Origin of the sequence: Streptomyces sp. ATexAB-D23 (genome assembly GCF_000373645.1) — a bacterium.
In the GTDB taxonomy this organism is placed as follows: domain Bacteria; phylum Actinomycetota; class Actinomycetes; order Streptomycetales; family Streptomycetaceae; genus Streptomyces; species Streptomyces castrisilvae.
The window spans coordinates 128,388-145,593 of record NZ_KB892057.1; the positions used below are offsets into that span (position 1 = coordinate 128,388).

At 74.6% G+C, this 17,206-nt stretch carries 16 protein-coding genes and 1 pseudogene; 16 read left to right on the plus strand and 1 reads right to left on the minus strand.

All coding sequences use genetic code 11. From position 1 onward, the window contains the following. Positions 1-247: 247 nt before the first annotated feature. The 5 genes and pseudogenes from B082_RS40470 to B082_RS0130390 all read left to right on the plus strand — a co-directional run. Positions 248-1,930: pseudogene (locus B082_RS40470) on the plus strand (helix-turn-helix transcriptional regulator); the annotation flags it as partial. 233 nt (positions 1,931-2,163) lie between these two features. Beyond that, on the plus strand, positions 2,164-3,513 hold the full coding sequence (locus tag B082_RS0130375) for a helix-turn-helix domain-containing protein (RefSeq protein WP_026250351.1): 1,350 nt from the start codon (positions 2,164-2,166) through the stop codon (positions 3,511-3,513). Positions 3,514-3,979: 466 nt separating this feature from the next. After that, entirely contained in the window at positions 3,980-5,587 is a 1,608-nt protein-coding gene (locus B082_RS37040; RefSeq protein ID WP_018555564.1) for a cation acetate symporter, read from the plus strand. Positions 5,588-5,625: 38 nt separating this feature from the next. Further along, positions 5,626-6,213: a winged helix-turn-helix domain-containing protein gene (locus B082_RS0130385; protein WP_018555565.1), complete on the plus strand. Its 588-nt coding sequence runs from the start codon at positions 5,626-5,628 to the stop codon at positions 6,211-6,213. Positions 6,214-6,238: 25 nt separating this feature from the next. Continuing rightward, a complete protein-coding gene (locus B082_RS0130390) occupies positions 6,239-7,486 on the plus strand; it encodes an MFS transporter (RefSeq protein WP_018555566.1) in 1,248 nt (415 codons plus the stop codon). Positions 7,487-7,543: 57 nt separating this feature from the next. Here the strand turns inward: B082_RS0130390 and B082_RS0130395 are convergent, their stop codons facing one another. Continuing rightward, on the minus strand, positions 7,544-8,176 hold the full coding sequence (locus tag B082_RS0130395) for a TIGR03085 family metal-binding protein (protein ID WP_018555567.1): 633 nt from the start codon (positions 8,174-8,176) through the stop codon (positions 7,544-7,546). Between the two features lie 84 nt (positions 8,177-8,260). On the opposite strand from B082_RS0130395, the gene hisI reads away from it, so the two are divergent. The 11 genes from hisI (at position 8,261) to lgt (ending at position 17,147) form a co-directional block, all read left to right on the plus strand. Beyond that, a complete protein-coding gene (hisI, locus tag B082_RS0130400; protein WP_018555568.1) occupies positions 8,261-8,641 on the plus strand; it encodes a phosphoribosyl-AMP cyclohydrolase in 381 nt (126 codons plus the stop codon). Between the two features lie 11 nt (positions 8,642-8,652). Beyond that, positions 8,653-10,140 (plus strand): anthranilate synthase component I, encoded by a 1,488-nt coding sequence (locus B082_RS0130405; protein ID WP_018555569.1) that lies wholly within the window; start codon positions 8,653-8,655, stop codon positions 10,138-10,140. 58 nt (positions 10,141-10,198) lie between these two features. Continuing rightward, complete coding sequence (locus B082_RS0130410) at positions 10,199-10,855, plus strand: TIGR02234 family membrane protein (protein ID WP_018555570.1); 657 nt, start codon at positions 10,199-10,201, stop codon at positions 10,853-10,855. 137 nt (positions 10,856-10,992) lie between these two features. Beyond that, positions 10,993-11,241: an HGxxPAAW family protein gene (locus B082_RS0130415; protein ID WP_018555571.1), complete on the plus strand. Its 249-nt coding sequence runs from the start codon at positions 10,993-10,995 to the stop codon at positions 11,239-11,241. Between the two features lie 131 nt (positions 11,242-11,372). Continuing rightward, the gene (locus tag B082_RS0130420; RefSeq protein WP_018555572.1) at positions 11,373-11,846 is read left to right on the plus strand and encodes a DUF2752 domain-containing protein; all 474 of its coding nucleotides are present in this window, start codon (positions 11,373-11,375) and stop codon (positions 11,844-11,846) included. 126 nt (positions 11,847-11,972) lie between these two features. Further along, positions 11,973-12,782, plus strand: coding sequence for an indole-3-glycerol phosphate synthase TrpC (gene trpC / locus B082_RS0130425; protein ID WP_018555573.1), 810 nt, complete (start codon positions 11,973-11,975; stop codon positions 12,780-12,782). Next, entirely contained in the window at positions 12,779-12,955 is a 177-nt protein-coding gene (gene trpM / locus B082_RS40580) for a tryptophan biosynthesis modulator TrpM (RefSeq protein ID WP_371933764.1), read from the plus strand. The genes trpC and trpM overlap by 4 nt, the downstream gene beginning before the upstream one ends. Positions 12,956-13,100: 145 nt before the next feature. After that, positions 13,101-14,387 (plus strand): tryptophan synthase subunit beta, encoded by a 1,287-nt coding sequence (trpB, locus tag B082_RS0130435; RefSeq protein WP_018555575.1) that lies wholly within the window; start codon positions 13,101-13,103, stop codon positions 14,385-14,387. After that, positions 14,384-15,196 carry a tryptophan synthase subunit alpha gene (gene trpA, locus B082_RS0130440; protein WP_018555576.1) on the plus strand — a complete coding sequence of 271 codons (813 nt, stop codon included), beginning with the start codon at positions 14,384-14,386 and terminating at the stop codon, positions 15,194-15,196. The genes trpB and trpA overlap by 4 nt, the downstream gene beginning before the upstream one ends. A 75-nt stretch (positions 15,197-15,271) precedes the next feature. After that, complete coding sequence (locus B082_RS0130445; protein ID WP_018555577.1) at positions 15,272-16,090, plus strand: DsbA family protein; 819 nt, start codon at positions 15,272-15,274, stop codon at positions 16,088-16,090. A gap of 115 nt (positions 16,091-16,205) precedes the next feature. Next, a complete protein-coding gene (gene lgt, locus B082_RS0130450) occupies positions 16,206-17,147 on the plus strand; it encodes a prolipoprotein diacylglyceryl transferase (protein WP_018555578.1) in 942 nt (313 codons plus the stop codon). The last annotated feature ends 59 nt before the right edge of the window (positions 17,148-17,206 follow it).

Genomic DNA, 17,206 nt, shown 5'->3' on the forward strand with positions numbered 1-17,206 from the left:
GGACTCGGTCGGCGGTTCTGTGGTGACTGGATCGTGCGGCCTGGACTCGGTCGGCGGTTCTGTGGTGACTGGATCGTGCGGCCTGGACTCGGTCGGCGGTTCTGTGGTGACTGGATCGTGCGGCCTGGACTCGGTCGGCGGTTCTGTGGTGACTGGATCGTGCGGCCTGGACTCGGTCGGCGGTTCCGTGGTGACCGGCCCGAGCTGCTCGGACCCGGTCAACGGCCCCGTGCCGACCGGCCCCGCCCCGCTCGCCGCCCTCGTCCAGCGGGCCTGCGCCGCCACGGGGCCCGACGCGCCGCTCGCCGACGCGCTGGAGGACGCCGCCGCGCCCCGTCCGCACGCCGAGCGGGCCGCCGCGCTCGCCCGCGCCGCCGGCCTGACCCCGGGCGAGGCGCTGCGGGCGGCCCGGTTCGCGGCGGCGGCCGATCACACCCGGCTCGCCGGCGACCCCGGGCGGGCCCGCGCACTGCTGGCCGGGGCCGGTGCGCACCCCGCCTCCCACCACGTACGCGGCCTGCTCGCCCTGCGGGACGGCCCTGCCCCCGACGCCCACGAGGCCCTGCTCACCGCCGCCGCCCTGCTCGCCCCGAGGGAGCCCGGCCGCGCGCTCGACGCCCTCCTCGGCGCCGCCGAGGCCGCCTGGGCGGCGGGCGACGCCCTCGGCTACCTGGACGCGCTGACCCGTATCCCCGCCGACGTACCCGACCGGGCCCTCGCGCAGTACCGGGACGGCATGTGCGCCGTGCTGCGCGGGCGGATCGGCGAGGGGCACGCGCTGCTGCGCCGCCTGCTCGGCTCGGCCGCCCGGTCCCAGGACCCCGCGGCCCTGCTGCGGAGCGGGGCGGCGGGACTCGTGCTCGGCGACCTCGACGCCGCCTGCCGGGCCGGGGTCCGCGCGCTGGCCGCCGTGCGCGCGAGCGGCGCCGACGCGCTGCTGCCCCAGGCCCTGGAGCACCTGGCCTATGCGGAGCTGCGCGCCGGACGCCACGCCCGCGCCCGCGCCCACGCGCTGGACGGCCTGCGCGCGGCCCGCCGCTGCGGGCAGCCCAACGCCGCCGCCCATCTGCACGCCGTGCTGGCCCTCGCCGCGTCGGTGGAGGGCGGGGCGCGGGAGTGCGCGGCGCACGCCGACGCCGCCCTGGCGGGCGCGGCACCGCACGGGCTCGTCCAGGCCGCGACCCTCGCCACCTGGGCGCAGGCCCGCGCCGATCTGGCGGCGGGGCGCTCGGCCGAGGCGGCGGCGCGGCTCGACCCACTGGTACGGCCGGGGCCGGGGCGCGGGCACTTCGCCACCAGGATGCTCGCCGTCCCCTGCTACGTGGAGGCGTCGGTGCGGGCCGGGCGGGCGCGCCGGGGGAGGGGCGCGGATCCGGTGGCCGACGCGGTGGGGGAGTTCGCCGTGTGGGCCACCCGCACCACGGACCCCCAGGTCCCCGCCCAACTGGCCCGCTGCCGGGCCCTGCTGGCGCCGCCGGGCGAGGTGGCCGGGCGGTACGAGGAGGCGCTCGCCCACCACGACCGGGCGGGCGGCGACTTCGAACACGCCCGCACCCGCCTCCTGTTCGGCTCCTGGCTGCGCAGGCGCCGCCGCACCCGGGAGGCCAGGGAGCCGTTGCGGGACGCGCTGGTGGCGTTCGAACGCTGCGGCGCGCGGGCCTGGGCGGACCGGACCAGCGGTGAACTGCGGGCCGCCGGGGAGTCGGTGGAGGCACCGGACCCGGCCCGGGGCGCCGATCCGCTGGCCGCGCTGACCCCGCAGCAGCAGCGGATCGCCCGGTGCGTCGGGGAGGGGGCCACCAACCGGGAGGTGGCGCTGCGGCTCTCGGTGAGCACGCGGACCGTCGACCACCATCTGCGCAACGTGTTCGCCGCGCTGGGGGTGCGCTCCCGGACGGAGCTGGCCAGGCTGCTGGACGGGAGGCGGTAGAAACCAGGCCCCGGACTTGCTGCGGGGGCGGTCCGGAGCCGCTTCGGGGCGGGTCCGGGGCGGCGGGGTTGCAGGACCGTGATGAGAAGGAGGACGCAGACCCCTAGGTACCGACTGGGCGGTATGTCATTCTGCGGGCGTCAGGATCATTCGGTGCGCCCGTGCCTCGTGCTGGGCAGGGCGAACCGGAGCCGGCCGTTGACCGAGCCGGCCGAATCCCGGTGGAGGCCGCCATGCCACAGGTCGTACGTTCACGGGTCAGGGCGCTGCACGCGCCGCCTCCCGTCGCCCCGGTCCCGCGCCGCTTCCGTTCGCTGGCCGACCGCGAGGCGGTCGCCGTACTGCACCGGGCCGCCCGGGTGCTGGTCGCGGCGCTGCCGGAGCTGACGGACCGGATGGTGGAGGCGCTGCGCGAGCGGGAGCCCGGCTACCGCGCGGCGATCGAGGCCGACCCGGCGGAGATCTGGCAGGAGGTGCACCAGTCGCTGCGGCACAACGTCGGCTCGCTGATCCAGCCCCGCGAGTTCCGGGACGCCGCGCACCGCACCTCCCGGCGGATCGGCGAGGTCCGGGCGGAGCAGGGGGTGCCGCTGGACGCGGTCCTGCACGCGTTCCGGATGGGCGGGGCGATGGTCTGGCAGGACCTGGTGGACGAGACCGCGCGCCGCCACCCCGAGGACGTCCGGCTGCTCGTCCATGTCGCCGCGGACGTCTGGAACTTCGTGGACGAGCACTGCGGTGTCGTCGCCGACGCCTACCGGCGGGCCGAGCGCCGGCTGGCCTGGCGCCGGGAGAACCGCCAGCGCCTGATGACGGCCGCCCTGCTGGACGGCACCGCCCAGATAGCCGACCTCCCGGACACCGCCGCCGTGCTCGGGCTGCCGGAGGGCGGCCGGTACGCGGTCCTCGCCCTCGTCGACGCCCGCCGCTCCCCGCACGGCGCCACCCATCCGCCCCTGGAACTGCCCGCGGGCCCGGACGCGCTCTGGCACGCGGGCCCGGACGCGGAGTTCGCCATCCTGCCGCTGGGCCGGGGCGGGGACGCGGACCCGGGTACGGACGAACCCGCCGTGCCCGGGGAGCCCGAGCGGGCGGAAGCGGTGGACGCCGGGGACGGGGCGCTCCTCGCGCTCGCCGCCGAATTGCGCGTACCGCCCGGGGCCCGGGTCGGCATCAGCTCGGCCGTCGACGGCCTCGCGGCGGTCGGGGACGCCCGGCGCCTCGCGGAGACCGCCCTGCGGGCCTGCCCGGCGGACGGCGGGGTGGTCCTGCTCGACCAGCAGCTGCCCGCCGCCCTCGTCGTCTCGTCCCCGGGGCTCGGCACGGCCCTCGCCAACCGGGTGCTGGGGCCCCTGGACCGGCTGGACCCGGCCGACCGCGACGTGCTCATCGACACGCTCACGGCGTGGTTCGACTGCGACGGCTCGGCCCCCCGGGCGGGCGCCCGCCTCTACTGCCACCGCAACACCGTCCTGAACCGGCTCCGCCGCTTCGAGCAGCTGACCGGCCGCTGCCTGACCCGCCCGTCCGACGCGGTCGAGGTCTCCCTGGCCCTGGCGGCCCGGCGCCTGCTCCCCGGCTGACGACGGGGCCTTCCCCTCAGGGGGGAGCGGGCTCGCCGGGGAGCCGTGGCCGGTCCCCGCTGCGGGGGGTGTGGCCAGGCGGGTGCGCGCCAGCGCCTGCTGGCCGCGCCCGCGCCTGCCCGCCTGCTGGCCGCGCCCGCGTACCCGCCCCTGCGCCCGCGTACCCGAGCCCGCGCCCGCGCACCCGGGCCCCCGTGCCCGCCGCCCCCGCGTACCTGCCCCCCCTGCGGGTCCCACCCCCCGGCGTCCACCACTCCCGCCCCCGCGCGTCCACCGCCTCTCCCACCCCCCCACGCCTGTGCCCCCGCACAGTCCTCGCCCCCGAGTCCTGTCACCGCGCAGCGCCCCGGGGGCACCCGCTGTACGCGGACCCGGGGCCCTGATGCCGTAGCCGCATGTCTCGTGTGTCTCCGTCACCCAGCGCCCCCGACGCCGTCCCCACCCCGCCCACCACCGGGGCACGCCGGTGAGCGGAGGCCTCGACGCCCGGTCGCTGGCGTTCGTCGTCTTCCTCGCGTTCGTCGCCGTCTCCCTGCTGCTGTGCGGCCTGGCCGCCGCCGACCAGGACGATCCGGAGCACTTCTACGCGGGCGGCGGGGCGGCGCTCGGAGGGGTCGGGAGCGGGCTGGCCATCGCCGGTGACTACATCTCGGCCGCCACCCTCCTCTCCACCACCGGCTCGGTCGCGCTCGCCGGGTTCGACGGTGTCCTGTTCGCCCTCGCCACGGTCGCCTCGCTCGTCCTGGTGATGCGGGTGCTGGCCGAACCCATGCGCCGCGGCGGGGTGTTCACCCTCGGCGACTTCCTCGCGGACCGGCTCGGCGACCCGTCCGTGCGCCGCGCCCTCGGCATCACCACCCTGGTCGTCCTCGCCCCGCTGCTCCTGGTGCAACTGGCCACCGCGGGCCGGGTGATGGCCGCCATGTTCGGGCTGCCGGACGGCGCGCTCACCAGCTGCACCGTGGCAAGCGGCGCCCTGATGGTCTGCTACTCCGCGGTCGGCGGCATGCGGGGCACCGGCTATATCCAGATCCTCAAGGTCGCGGTGGTGCTGGCCGCGGTGACGCTGCTCGCGGGGCTGGTGCTCGCCCGCTTCGGCTGGAACCCGTCCGCCCTGTTCGACGCCGCGCGCCACGGCAGCGGCGCGGGCGGCGCGTACGCCCGCCCGGGGCTGCAGTTCGGCCACGGCCTCGCCGGCACCCTGGATCTGCTGGGCTTCCAGCTCACCCTGCTCCTCGGGGCGGCCTGCATGCCGCACATCATGATGCGGCTGCACCCCCTGCGCGACCGCCGGACCGTGCGCCGCGCCACCGTGTGGGCGGCGGCCCCGGTGGCCCTCCTGTGCGCCGGGGTCGTCGTCGTGGGGCTCGGCGCGTCCGCCCTGCTCGGCCACCAGGTGATCCGGGCGGCCGACCCGGCGGGCGGCACCGCGTTGCTCCTGGTGACCGGGGCGCTGGACCCGGGCGCCGGAGGGCCGCGCGAGAGCCTGCTCTTCGCGTGCGTCGCCTGCGCGGTGTTCGCGACCACGCTGGCCGCCGTCGCCGGCATCACCCTGGCCGCCGCGTCCTCACTCGCCCGCGACTTCGCGGCGAGGGCCCGCAGCCGTACGGCCGCGCGCACCGGGCGGTCGGCCGGGCACGAGATCCTGCGCGCCCGGCTGGCGGTGGTCCTGACCGGCGCGCTCTCGGTCGGCGTGTCGACGTACACCCACGACCGCAACCCGCAGGTGCTGCTCTCGCTGTCGTTCGCGGCGGCCGCGTCCGTACTGCCACCGGTCCTGCTGTACGCGCTGTACCGGCGGGCCTTCGGCGCGCGGGGCGTGCGCTGGACCGTCTACGGGACGCTGCCGCTGATCGCGGTCCTCATGGTGTTCTCGCCCGCCTTCTCCGGCACACCGGTCGCGCTCTTCCCGGACCGCGACTTCCACTGGTTCCCGCTCCAGACGCCGGGCCTGCTCACGATCCCGGCCGGGTTCCTCCTCGGGTACCTCGGCTCCCGCACCCGCCGGCGCCGAGCCGGGCACCGGCACCGGGAGAGGCCGGGAAGCAGGCGTGCAACTTTTATTGCGCAATAGATATTGCGCAACGTTTCTTTCCTATCTAGGGTCGGGGCATGGCAAGCGACGAATCACGCCGGGTATCCGACCTCGGCACCCTGAAGGCGTTCGGGCACCCCCTGCGGATGAAGCTCTACCGGGCGCTGTACATCGCCCGGCAGGCCACCGCCTCCCAGCTCGCCGAGCAGGTCGACGAAGCGGTCTCGCTCGTCAGCTACCACCTGCGCAAGCTCGCCGAGCACGGCCTGATCGAGGAGGCCGAGGGGCAGGGGAGCGACGCCCGTGAGCGCTGGTGGCAGCCCGCGTCCAAGGGGCTGCGCTTCCACGACGAGGACTTCCGCGACGCCCCCGAGAAGGCCGCCACGCACGCCGCCGTCAGCCGGCTCTCCTTCGAACAGCACGTCGACATGTACCGCCGCCACCTCGACGCGACCTCCGCCTGGGCACCCGAGTGGCGCAGGGCCTCCTTCAGCTCGGAGTACCTGGCCCGGCTGAACCCCGAGGAGCTCGCCGCCCTCGAACGCGAGATGGACGCGCTCATCAAGCGGTACGAGGCACAGGGCCGCACCCGCCAGGAGGCCGGTGACACCGAGAACCGCGAGAACGTCGCCCTGCACCTGTACGGCTTCCCGTTCCGGACCTGACCCGGTGACCCGAGAGGACGATCCCGTGACCGCCACCCTGCCCGTCTTTGACGAGGCACCCGTCCGCCCGGCCCACCGCGACGGCAACGTCCTGCGCTGGCTCGGCGCGTACACCGCGTCCATGGTCGGCGACAGCGTCTACTACATGGCCCTCGCCTGGGCCGCCACCCGCACCGGCACCGCCTCGCAGACCGGCCTGGTGCTCGCCGTGGGCTCCATACCCCGGGCCGTGCTGCTGCTGGGCGGGGGAGTGCTCGCCGACCGGCTCGGGCCGCGCCGCGTGGTCGTCGCGAGCGACACCGCCCGCTGCCTCGTCATCCTCGGCCTGGCCGGCACCCTGCTCCTCACCTCGCCCACGGTGTGGATGCTGGTGGCCGTCGCGCTCGTCTTCGGCGCGGTCGACGCCCTCTTCCTGCCCGCCGTCGGCGCCCTGCCGCCCAGAATCACCGCCGCCTCCCAGCTCGCCCGCGTCCAGGGCATGCGCGGCCTCGCCGCCCGCACCGCCAACGTCGTCGGCGCCCCGCTCGGCGGCGCGGCCGTGGCCCTCGGCGGACCGGTCCTCGCCTTCGGCGCGGCCGGCGTGCTCTTCGCCGTCTCGCTGCCCCTCCTGCTGGCCGTACGAATGCGCCCGCTGCCCGAACAGGACACGGCAGCACCCGCCGGCACCGCCCGGCGCGAACTGGCCGACGGGCTCCGGTACATCTGCCGCCACCCGCTGCTCGGCCCCGTCATGCTCGTCGTCGCCCTCAGCGAACTGGGCTTCGTCGGCCCCCTCAACCTCGGCCTGATCCTGCTCAGCGACGAACGCGGCTGGGGCGCCTCCGGCATGGGCTGGATCGTCGCCGCCTTCGGCGCCGGCGCGGGCGCCTCCGCCCTGCTCCTGGCCGTACGGGGCCGGGCACCCAGGGCCGGGCTCACCATGTGCGTCACCGTGCTGATCGGCGCGGTCGCCGTCGGAGCCCTGGCGTACGCACCCTCCCTGCCCCTCGCCGCGGGGGTCGCCGTCCTCATCGGACTCTTCGCGGGACTCGGCGGCGCCCTGTGCGGCGCGCTGATCCAGACCGCGGCAGACCCCGCCTACCTCGGCCGGGTCACGTCGGTCTCCACGCTCTTCACCCACGCCCTCGCACCGCTCAGCTACCCCGTCACCGGAGCCGCCGTCGCCCTGTGGGGCACCGGTCCCGTCTTCGTCACCAGCGCCGGGACATGCGCGGCCGGCGCCCTCATCGGCCTCGTCCTCACCCCACTGCGCCGCGCCGAACTCCCGCGCTGAACCGGGCGCACGTACGCACAGCTCCCGCGCCGGCACCGCGTACGAGGCGCGGTCGGGTCACATGCCCAGCTTCGCCGTCGCCACCCGGCCGATCGCGTCCGGCTCGCCCTCCAGCTCCACCCGCGCCGCCTCCTGCCGCCCGAACGCGAACAGCAGCAGCTCGCCCGGCTCACCGGTCACCGTCACCACCGGCGTGCCCCGGTGCGCCACCGCGGTCTGCCCGTCCGGGCGGCGCAGGACCAGACCCACCGGCGCCTTGCGGCCCAGCATCCGCGCCGCCTTCTCCGTACGCGACCACAGGACATCGGCGAAGACCGGGTCCAGCTCCCGCGCCGACCAGTCGGGCTGGGCCCGGCGCACGTCCTCGGCGTGGATGTAGAACTCCACCGTGTTCGCCGCCTCGTCCAGCTGCTTCAGCCCGAACGGGGACATCCGTGGCGGACCCGTACGGATGAGCTGGATCAGTTCCTCGTACGGCTTCGCGGTGAACTCGGCCATGACCCGGTCACGCCGGTTCCTCAGCGGTCCGACGACCAGCCCGGCCGCCGCGTCCGGCCGTCGCTCCCGCACCACCACATGGGCCGCGAGATCACGGGCCGTCCAGCCGTGGCAGAGGGTCGGGGCCTGCGGACCCGCCGCCTCCAACAGGTCGGCGAGCAGAAGTCGTTCGCGCTTCGCATGGGTCGACATGCCCGCCAGCGTACGGCCGCCGTCCCCCGTCCGCCCAGTGGACGCACGCCGGGGCGCCCCGCGCCACCACGGCACAATGGGCGCATGACCAGCACGCCCACGCCCGGCACCCCCCGGCCCGCCAGCGCCCTCGATCCCGCCATCGCCGCCCGCCTCAAGCGCGGCGCCGACGGACTGGTCCCGGCCATCGCCCAGCAGTACGACACCGGCGAGGTACTGATGCTGGGCTGGATGGACGACGAGGCGCTGCACCGCACCCTCACCACCGGCCGCGCCACGTACTGGTCGCGCAGCCGCCAGGAGTACTGGGTCAAGGGCGACACCTCCGGCCACATCCAGCGGGTCAAGTCCGTCGCCCTGGACTGCGACGCCGACACCGTCCTCGTCAAGGTCGACCAGACGGGCGCCGCCTGCCACACGGGTGACCGCACCTGCTTCGACGCCGACGTCCTGCTCGGACAGTAGGGTCTGCCGCCATGGACCTCGACACGTTCCGCAAGCTGGCCGTCGACCGGCGCGTCATCCCCGTCACCCGCCGCCTCCTCGCGGACGGCGACACCCCGGTCGGTCTCTACCGCAAGCTCGCGGGCGAACGCACCGGCACCTTCCTCCTCGAATCCGCGGAGAACGGCCGCACCTGGTCGCGCTACTCCTTCATCGGCGTACGCAGCGCCGCGACCCTCACCACCCGCGACGGCGAGGCCCACTGGCTCGGCACCCCGCCCGTCGGAGTCCCCGTCGACGGCGACCCGCTCCAGGCCCTGCGCGCCACCATCGAGACCCTGCACACCCCGCACGACCAGGAATCCGGCCTCCCGCCCTTCACCGGCGGCATGGTCGGCTACCTCGGCTACGACATCGTGCGGCGCCTGGAGAGGATCGGCGACAGCGGCGGCGACGACCTGAGGCTGCCCGAGCTGACCATGCTGCTCACCTCCGACCTCGCGGTCCTGGACCACTGGGACGGCAGCGTCCTGCTCATCGCCAACGCCATCAACCACAACGACCTGGCCACCGGCGTCGACGAGGCGTACGGCGACGCCGTCGTCCGGCTCGACGCGATGGAGCGGGACCTGCGCCGCCCCGTGGAGAACGCCCCCGCCGCCCTGCCCGCCTCCGAGCTGCCCCCGTACACCGCGCTCTGGGGCGGCAAGGCCTACCAGGACGCCGTCGAGGACGTGAAGGAGCGCATCCGGGCCGGCGAGGCCTTCCAGGTCGTGCCCTCCCAGCGCTTCGAGACGCCCTGCACGGCGAGCGCCCTCGACGTCTACCGGGTCCTGCGCGCCACCAACCCCTCGCCGTACATGTACCTCTTCCGGTTCGACGGCTTCGACGTCGCCGGATCGAGCCCCGAGGCCCTCGTCAAGGTCGAGGACGGCCGGGCGATGGTCCACCCCATCGCCGGCACCCGGCACCGCGGCGCCACCCCGCAGGAGGACCAGGCGCTCGCCGACGAACTCCTCGCCGACCCCAAGGAGCGCGCCGAGCACCTGATGCTCGTCGACCTCGGGCGCAACGACCTGGGCCGGGTCTGCGAACCGGGCAGCGTCGAGGTGGTCGACTTCATGTCCATCGAGCGCTACTCGCACGTGATGCACATCGTCTCCACCGTCACCGGCCGCGTCGCCGAGGGCCGCACGGCGTTCGACGTGCTGACCGCCTGCTTCCCCGCCGGCACCCTCTCCGGTGCCCCCAAGCCCCGCGCCCTCCAGATCATCGAGGAGCTGGAACCCACCCGCCGCGGCCTGTACGGCGGCTGCGTCGGCTACCTCGACTTCGCCGGGGACTCCGACACCGCCATCGCCATCCGCACCGCCCTGCTGCGCGACGGCACGGCCTACGTCCAGGCCGGGGCGGGCGTCGTCGCCGACTCCGACCCGGTCGCCGAGGACAACGAGTGCCGCAACAAGGCGGCGGCGGTGCTCCGCGCCGTCCACACCGCCAACCGCCTCGGCGGCGCCTGAGCCGGGCCCCGGCCCACGGCGAGGGGCGCGGTGGGCCGCCGCGGGCCGGTAAGGGATAGTGGAGTACGTGAGTGCTGTCCCCGTACCCCAGCCACGTGCCGAAGCCGCCGCCGCGCCCGACAGCGCGGGAAGCCGCCGCAGCCTGGCCGCCGGCCTGCTCCTCGGAGCGGCCGGCGCGACCGTCGTGCTGCTCGCCTCCGGGCAGACCTGGGCCGAGGGCAAGGCCCCGGTCGGTGGCGGCACCCTGCCCCTGAGCGCCGACGGCCAGGACGTCACCGGACTGCCCGCCGCCCTCGCCATCGTGGGCCTGGCCGCCCTCGTCGCCGTCTTCGCCGTGCGCGCCGCCGGGCGGCGCGTGGTGGCGGGACTGCTCGCGCTCAGCGGGCTCGGCGCCGCGCTGAGCGCCTTCCTCGGCGCGTCCGACAGCGGGGCGCTCGACGAGAAGGCCGCGCAGACCAGCGGCGACAGCTCCGCGACCATCACCGCCCTCACCCACACCGCCTGGCCGTACGTCACGGCGGCGGGCGGCCTGCTGATCCTGCTCGCCGGGCTGCTCGCCCTGCGCTACGGCAGCCGCTGGCCCACGATGTCGGGACGCTACGAGCGCGACGGCAGCCCCCGCTCCCGCAAGGCACCCAGGGCCCCGGACCCGGACCGGCCCGAGGACCTGTGGAAGGCCCTGGACCGCGGCGAGGACCCGACGCGCGAGGCATGACCCCCCAGCTCACGTCCTACCCGCACGTACGGGACAATGGCCGTGAGCTCACAGCACAGCGGCACCCACAGCGGCACCGGCCGTGCGTACAGCCACCCGAGCGATTCCAACAGCGCAACACCAACGAGGAGCAACTCATGGCGGGCAGCAGCCACGGACACACCCCGGCCGCCTGGACCGGTGTCATCATCGCCTTCATCGGCTTCTGCGTCGCGGGCGTCTTCATGGTCGCGGCCAACCCGCTCGGCTTCTGGGCCGGCATGGGCGTCGTCCTCCTCGGTGGTGTCGTCGGCCTCGCGATGAAGGTCGCGGGACTCGGCATGCCGAAGGAGTCGGCCGACCGGGCCGCCGCCAGGGCCCGCGCCGGCCACGCGCAGACCTCCTGACCCCGCGCGACCCGCGCATACGAGGCGCAGCCCCGGCCGGGGCTGCGCCTTCGCGCGTCAGGGGCGACAATCACCGGGTGGACGCATCGCCTACCCCCGCCCCGGTACCACCTGACCGGGCCCCGCTGCCGGTGGACGCCGGACCGCCGCCCGCCCCCGGCCCCCCGGCGGGCCCCCCACCGCTCTTTCCCGCCGCCCCCGGCGGCGCCTCCCGGCTGCGCCGGATCGCCACCCCGGCGGGCGTCCTGGCCGCCGTCGTCGGCGCCTTCGGCTACGTGGCGACGGTCGACCCGAACCAGCCGGGCCACTACCCCGTCTGCCCGCTGCTGCGGCTCACCGGCATCTACTGCCCCGGCTGCGGCGGACTGCGCAGCGCCCACGCCTTCGCCCACGGCGACCTGGCGGCCGCCTTCGGCTCCAACTCCCTGGCCGTCGTCGGGTACGGGATCTTCGCCGTGCTCTGGGCGGTGTGGATGGTCCGCGAGGCGACCGGGAGGCCCTGGCGGTTCGCTCTGCGGCCGGTCCACTGGTGGGGGATCGGAGCCGTACTGCTGATCTTCACCGTCGTCCGGAATCTGCCGTTCGGGTCGGCGATCGCTCCCTGAATGCCCAGGTTGTGGGACAGGCGGTGGCCGGATGCGGGCCCAGCGGCCTCCTGCGGATACCATCTGAGTGGCTGATCCTGTGGCCTGTACGTTCCGTTGTCACCGTTCCGGAAGGGGGCCGCTCGCGTGAGTGTGCTCGACGAGATCATCGACGGCGTCCGCGCCGACCTTGCGGAGCGGCAGGCGCGCGTCAGCCTCGACGAGCTCAAGGAACGCGCCGCCCGCGCCCCCCAGGCCAAGGACGGCGTCGCCGCCCTGCGCGGCGAGGGCGTGACGGTCATCTGCGAGGTCAAGCGCTCCAGCCCCTCCAAGGGCGCGCTCGCCGCCATCGCCGACCCGGCCGCGCTCGCCGCGGACTACGAGGCCGGCGGGGCCTCCGTCATCTCCGTCCTCACCGAGGAGCGCCGCTTCGGCGGCTCACTGGCCGACCTGGAGGCCGTCCGCGCCAAGGTCGACATCCCGATCCTGCGCAAGGACTTCGTCGTCACCTCGTACCAGCTGTGGGAGGCCCGCGCCTACGGTGCCGACCTCGTGCTGCTGATCGTCGCCGCCCTCGAACAGGAGGCGCTGGTCTCCCTGATCGAGCGCGCCGAGTCCATCGGCCTGACGCCGCTGGTCGAGGCGCACGACGAGGAGGAGGCCGAGCGTGCCGTGGAGGCGGGCGCCAGGATCATCGGCGTCAACGCGCGCAACCTGAAGGACCTCAAGGTCGACCGCTCCACCTTCGAGCGCGTCGCCCCCGAGATCCCCGACCACATCGTCAAGGTCGCCGAGTCCGGCGTCCGCGGCCCGCACGACCTCATCGCCTACGCCAACGCCGGCGCGGACGCCGTGCTCGTCGGCGAGTCCCTGGTCACCGGCCGCGACCCGCGCACCGCCGTCGCCGACCTGGTCGCCGCCGGCGCCCACCCGGCCCTGCGCCACGGCCGGAGCTGAGCCGCGCCATGTCCCTCCCGCACCCCGAGCCGATGCGCTGCGCACTGCCCTCGTGGCACCGCGGCTGCCGGGCCCCGGCACGCCGTGTGCACGGCAGGCGGGTGCGGTACGTGATCGGCGACGAGCCCGGTCAGGTCAACGGCATGCGATGGCGCACGGGGTCCGCGCAGTAGAGCGAGCCCCGGCCGTCGTGACACCCCAGCCCACCAGGGCCGGGTTCCGCGCGTCCGCATCCGCCCCGGCCCCCGGCCGAGGCGGCGCTCCGCTCACGGCGCACACGCTGCAACCAGCCATGCCATGACGAGGAGCAACTCCACGATGTTGTCCGAATTCTTCATCCCGGACCCCGAGGGTCTGATCCCCAGCGCCGAGGGATACTTCGGCGCCTACGGCGGAAAGTTCATCCCGGAGGCGCTCGTCGCCGCCGTGGACGAGGTCGCCGACGAGTACGAGAAGGCCAAGGCCGACCCCGCCTTCGCGGCCGAGCTGGGCGAGCTGATGGTCCACTACACCGGCCGCCCCAGCGCCCTCACCGAGGTGGCGCGCTTCGCCGAGCACGCGGGCGGCGCCCGCGTCTTCCTCAAGCGCGAGGACCTCAACCACACCGGCTCCCACAAGATCAACAACGTGCTGGGGCAGGCCCTGCTGACCCGGCGCATGGGCAAGACCCGGGTCATCGCCGAGACCGGCGCCGGCCAGCACGGCGTGGCCACCGCCACCGCCTGCGCCCTCTTCGGCCTCGACTGCACGATCTACATGGGCGAGATCGACACCGAGCGCCAGGCGCTGAACGTGGCGCGGATGCGGATGCTGGGCGCCGAGGTCATCGCCGTGAAGTCCGGCTCCCGCACCCTGAAGGACGCCATCAACGAGGCGTTCCGCGACTGGGTCGCCAACGTGGACCGCACCCACTACCTCTTCGGTACGGTCGCGGGCCCGCACCCCTTCCCGGCGATGGTCCGCGACTTCCACCGCGTCATCGGCGTCGAGGCCAGGCGGCAGATCCTGGAGCGGGCCGGCCGGCTGCCGGACGCCGCCGTGGCCTGCGTCGGCGGCGGCTCCAACGCCATCGGCCTCTTCCACGCCTTCGTCCCCGACAGCGACGTCCGCCTCATCGGCTGCGAGCCCGCGGGCCACGGCGTGGAGAGCGGGGAGCACGCGGCGACCCTCACCGCGGGCGAGCCCGGCATCCTGCACGGCTCGCGCAGCTACGTCCTCCAGGACGAGGAGGGCCAGATCACCGAGCCCTACTCCATCTCGGCGGGCCTGGACTACCCGGGTATCGGCCCCGAGCACGCGTACCTGAAGGACTCGGGCCGGGGCGAGTACCGCGCGGTCACCGACGACGCGGCCATGCAGGCGCTGCGCCTGCTCTCCCGTACCGAGGGCATCATCCCGGCCATCGAGAGCGCGCACGCGCTGGCCGGGGCCCTGGAGGTCGGCAAGGAGCTGGGCAGGGACGGGCTGATCCTGGTCAACCTCTCCGGCCGGGGCGACAAGGACATGGACACGGCGGCCCGCTACTTCGGGCTGTACGAGACGGACGCGGCCGTCGAGGCGGACGCCGCCGGCGCCGACGCGGAGATCGAGGGGGACGTCCAGTGAGCGGCAACACCGAACTGCTGAGCACCACGCTCGCCACCGCGCGCGCCGAGGACCGGGCCGCGCTGATCGCGTACCTGCCGGCCGGCTTCCCGACCGTGGACGGCGGCATCGAGGCCGTCAAGGCGGTCGTCGCGGGCGGCGCCGACGTCGTCGAGGTGGGGCTGCCGCACAGCGACCCCGTGCTCGACGGCCCGGTCATCCAGACCGCCGACGACATCGCGCTGCGCGGCGGCGTGAAGATCGCCGACGTGATGCGCACGGTGCGCGAGGCGTACGAGGCGACCGGGGCACCGATCCTCGTCATGACGTACTGGAACCCGATCGACCGGTACGGCGTCGAGCGCTTCACCGCCGAGCTCGCCGCCGCGGGCGGCGCCGGGTGCATCCTGCCCGACCTGCCGGTCCAGGAGTCCGCGCTGTGGCGCGAGCACGCCGAGCGGCACGGCCTGGCCACCGTCTTCGTCGTCGCTCCCAGCAGCAGGGACGAGCGGATCGCCACCATCACGGAGGCCGGCTCCGGCTTCGTCTACGCGGCCTCCCTGATGGGCGTCACCGGCACCCGCGCCTCGGTCGGCGCCCAGGCGCAGGACCTGGTGCGGCGCACCCGCGCCACGACCGAGCTGCCGGTCTGCGTCGGCCTCGGCGTATCCGACGCGGCCCAGGCAGCGGAGGTCGCCGGCTTCGCCGACGGCGTCATCGTCGGCTCGGCCTTCGTGAAGCGGATGCTGGACGCCCCCGACGAGGCGGCGGGCCTCGCCGCCGTCCGTTCACTGGCGGCCGACCTCGCCGAAGGTGTTCGAAAGCGCTGACACCGGGCGTCATCCGAACGGGTGGACCTCGGCCCGGGGAGGCACGCGAGTGCCTCCCCGGGTCGTTGCTGCGGTGTGAGCGAGAAGAACCAGCAAGGTAAGAGGGCCGCGCGAGACCGGCTGATCCAGCAGCGCGAGGAGGCGAGGGCGCGAGACCGCCGCCGCCGGACGCTGATCGTGTCCACCGCCGTGGTGGGGGTGCTGGGACTGGCCGCCGTCATCGGCGTGATCGCGGCCAATACCGACGGCAAGGGCGACAAGTCCAAGTCGTCCGGCCCCGCCGTGGCGCCTTCGGGCGCGACCGGCAAGGACGCCCTGGCGATCCGGGTCGGCGCGGACGACGCCCCGTCCACCCTCACCATCTGGGAGGACTTCCGCTGCCCGGTCTGCGCCCAGTTCGAGAACGCGTTCCGCGACACGCTCCACGAGCTGGAGCAGGACGGCCAGATCAAGGTCGACTACCACCTGGCCACGATCATCGACGGCAACATGGGCGGCAGCGGCTCCCTCAAGGCGGCCAACGCCGCGGCCTGCGCGCAGGACGCCGGCAAGTTCTCCGCCTACCACGACGTGCTCTACCGCAACCAGCCGCAGGAGACCGAGGACACCTTCGGTGACAACGCCGAGCTGATCAAGCTCGCAAAGAAGGTCGACGGGCTCGACACGCCCGGATTCCGCAGCTGCGTCGAGGACGGCAAGCACGACGCCTGGGTCGAGAAGTCGAACCAGGCCTTCCGCGACGGCGGCTTCCAGGGCACCCCGACCGTGCTGCTCAACGGGAAGTCGGTCTTCCCGAAGAACGGCGACGAGGCGATCTCCGTGGCCAACCTGAAGAAGTGGGTCGCCGAGGCCAACAAGGGAAAGAAGCCGGGCACCGCGACGCCCACGCCGTAGGGCCGGTCGTCACATTCCCAGGGCCGGTCGGGGGAATCGATGACCCGCTCGTTACCCAGACGTTGCCGGGCGGGTTGCCGTACCTCCCGCCCGGCAAGGTAGCGTCGACGCTGTCATGAACCTTGCCTACATTCCCAGCCCGTCGACCGGCGTGATCGATCTCGGACCGATCCCGCTCCGCGGCTACGCGTTCTGCATCATCATCGGTGTCTTCGTCGCCGTCTGGTTCGGCAACAAGCGCTGGGTCGCCCGAGGAGGCACCGCCGGCACCGTTGCCGACATCGCCGTCTGGGCCGTGCCCTTCGGGCTTGTCGGCGGCCGGCTCTACCACGTCATCACCGACTACCAGCTGTACTTCAGCGACGGTGAGAACTGGGTCGACGCCTTCAAGATCTGGCAGGGCGGCCTCGGTATCTGGGGTGCGATCGCGCTGGGCGCGGTCGGTGCCTGGATCGGCTGCCGCCGCCGCGGGATCCCGCTGCCCGCCTGGGCCGACGCGCTCGCCCCCGGCATCGCCCTCGCCCAGGCCTGCGGCCGCTGGGGCAACTGGTTCAATCAGGAGCTGTACGGCCGGCAGACCGACGTCCCGTGGGCGCTGAAGATCAGCGAGGGCCCGAACCGGGTGGCCGGCACCTACCACCCGACCTTCCTGTACGAGTCGTTGTGGTGCGTCGGTGTGGCGCTCCTCGTCATCTGGGCCGACCGCCGCTTCAAGCTCGGACACGGGCGGGCGTTCGCGCTGTACGTCGCGGCGTACTGCGCCGGGCGCGCGTGGATCGAGTACATGCGGGTCGACGAGGCCCACCACATCCTGGGCCTGCGGCTCAACGTGTGGACCGCGCTGATCGTGTTCGTCCTGGCGGTCGCGTACATCGTGATCTCGGCGAAGATCCGGCCGGGGCGCGAGGAGATCGTCGAACCCGGGGCGCCGGAGGCGTCGGAGTCGTCGGACGAGCCCGAGGGCGAGGCCTCCGGGGCCTCCGATGAGACCGTGGACGCGGATGCGGACGCGGACGCGCCGAAGGCTGATGGGGCTGCTGAGGCGACCAAGGGCTGACGTCGCGCGACAGCTGGGTGAGGGGCCGCCGAGATTCTCGGCGGCCCCTCACCCATATC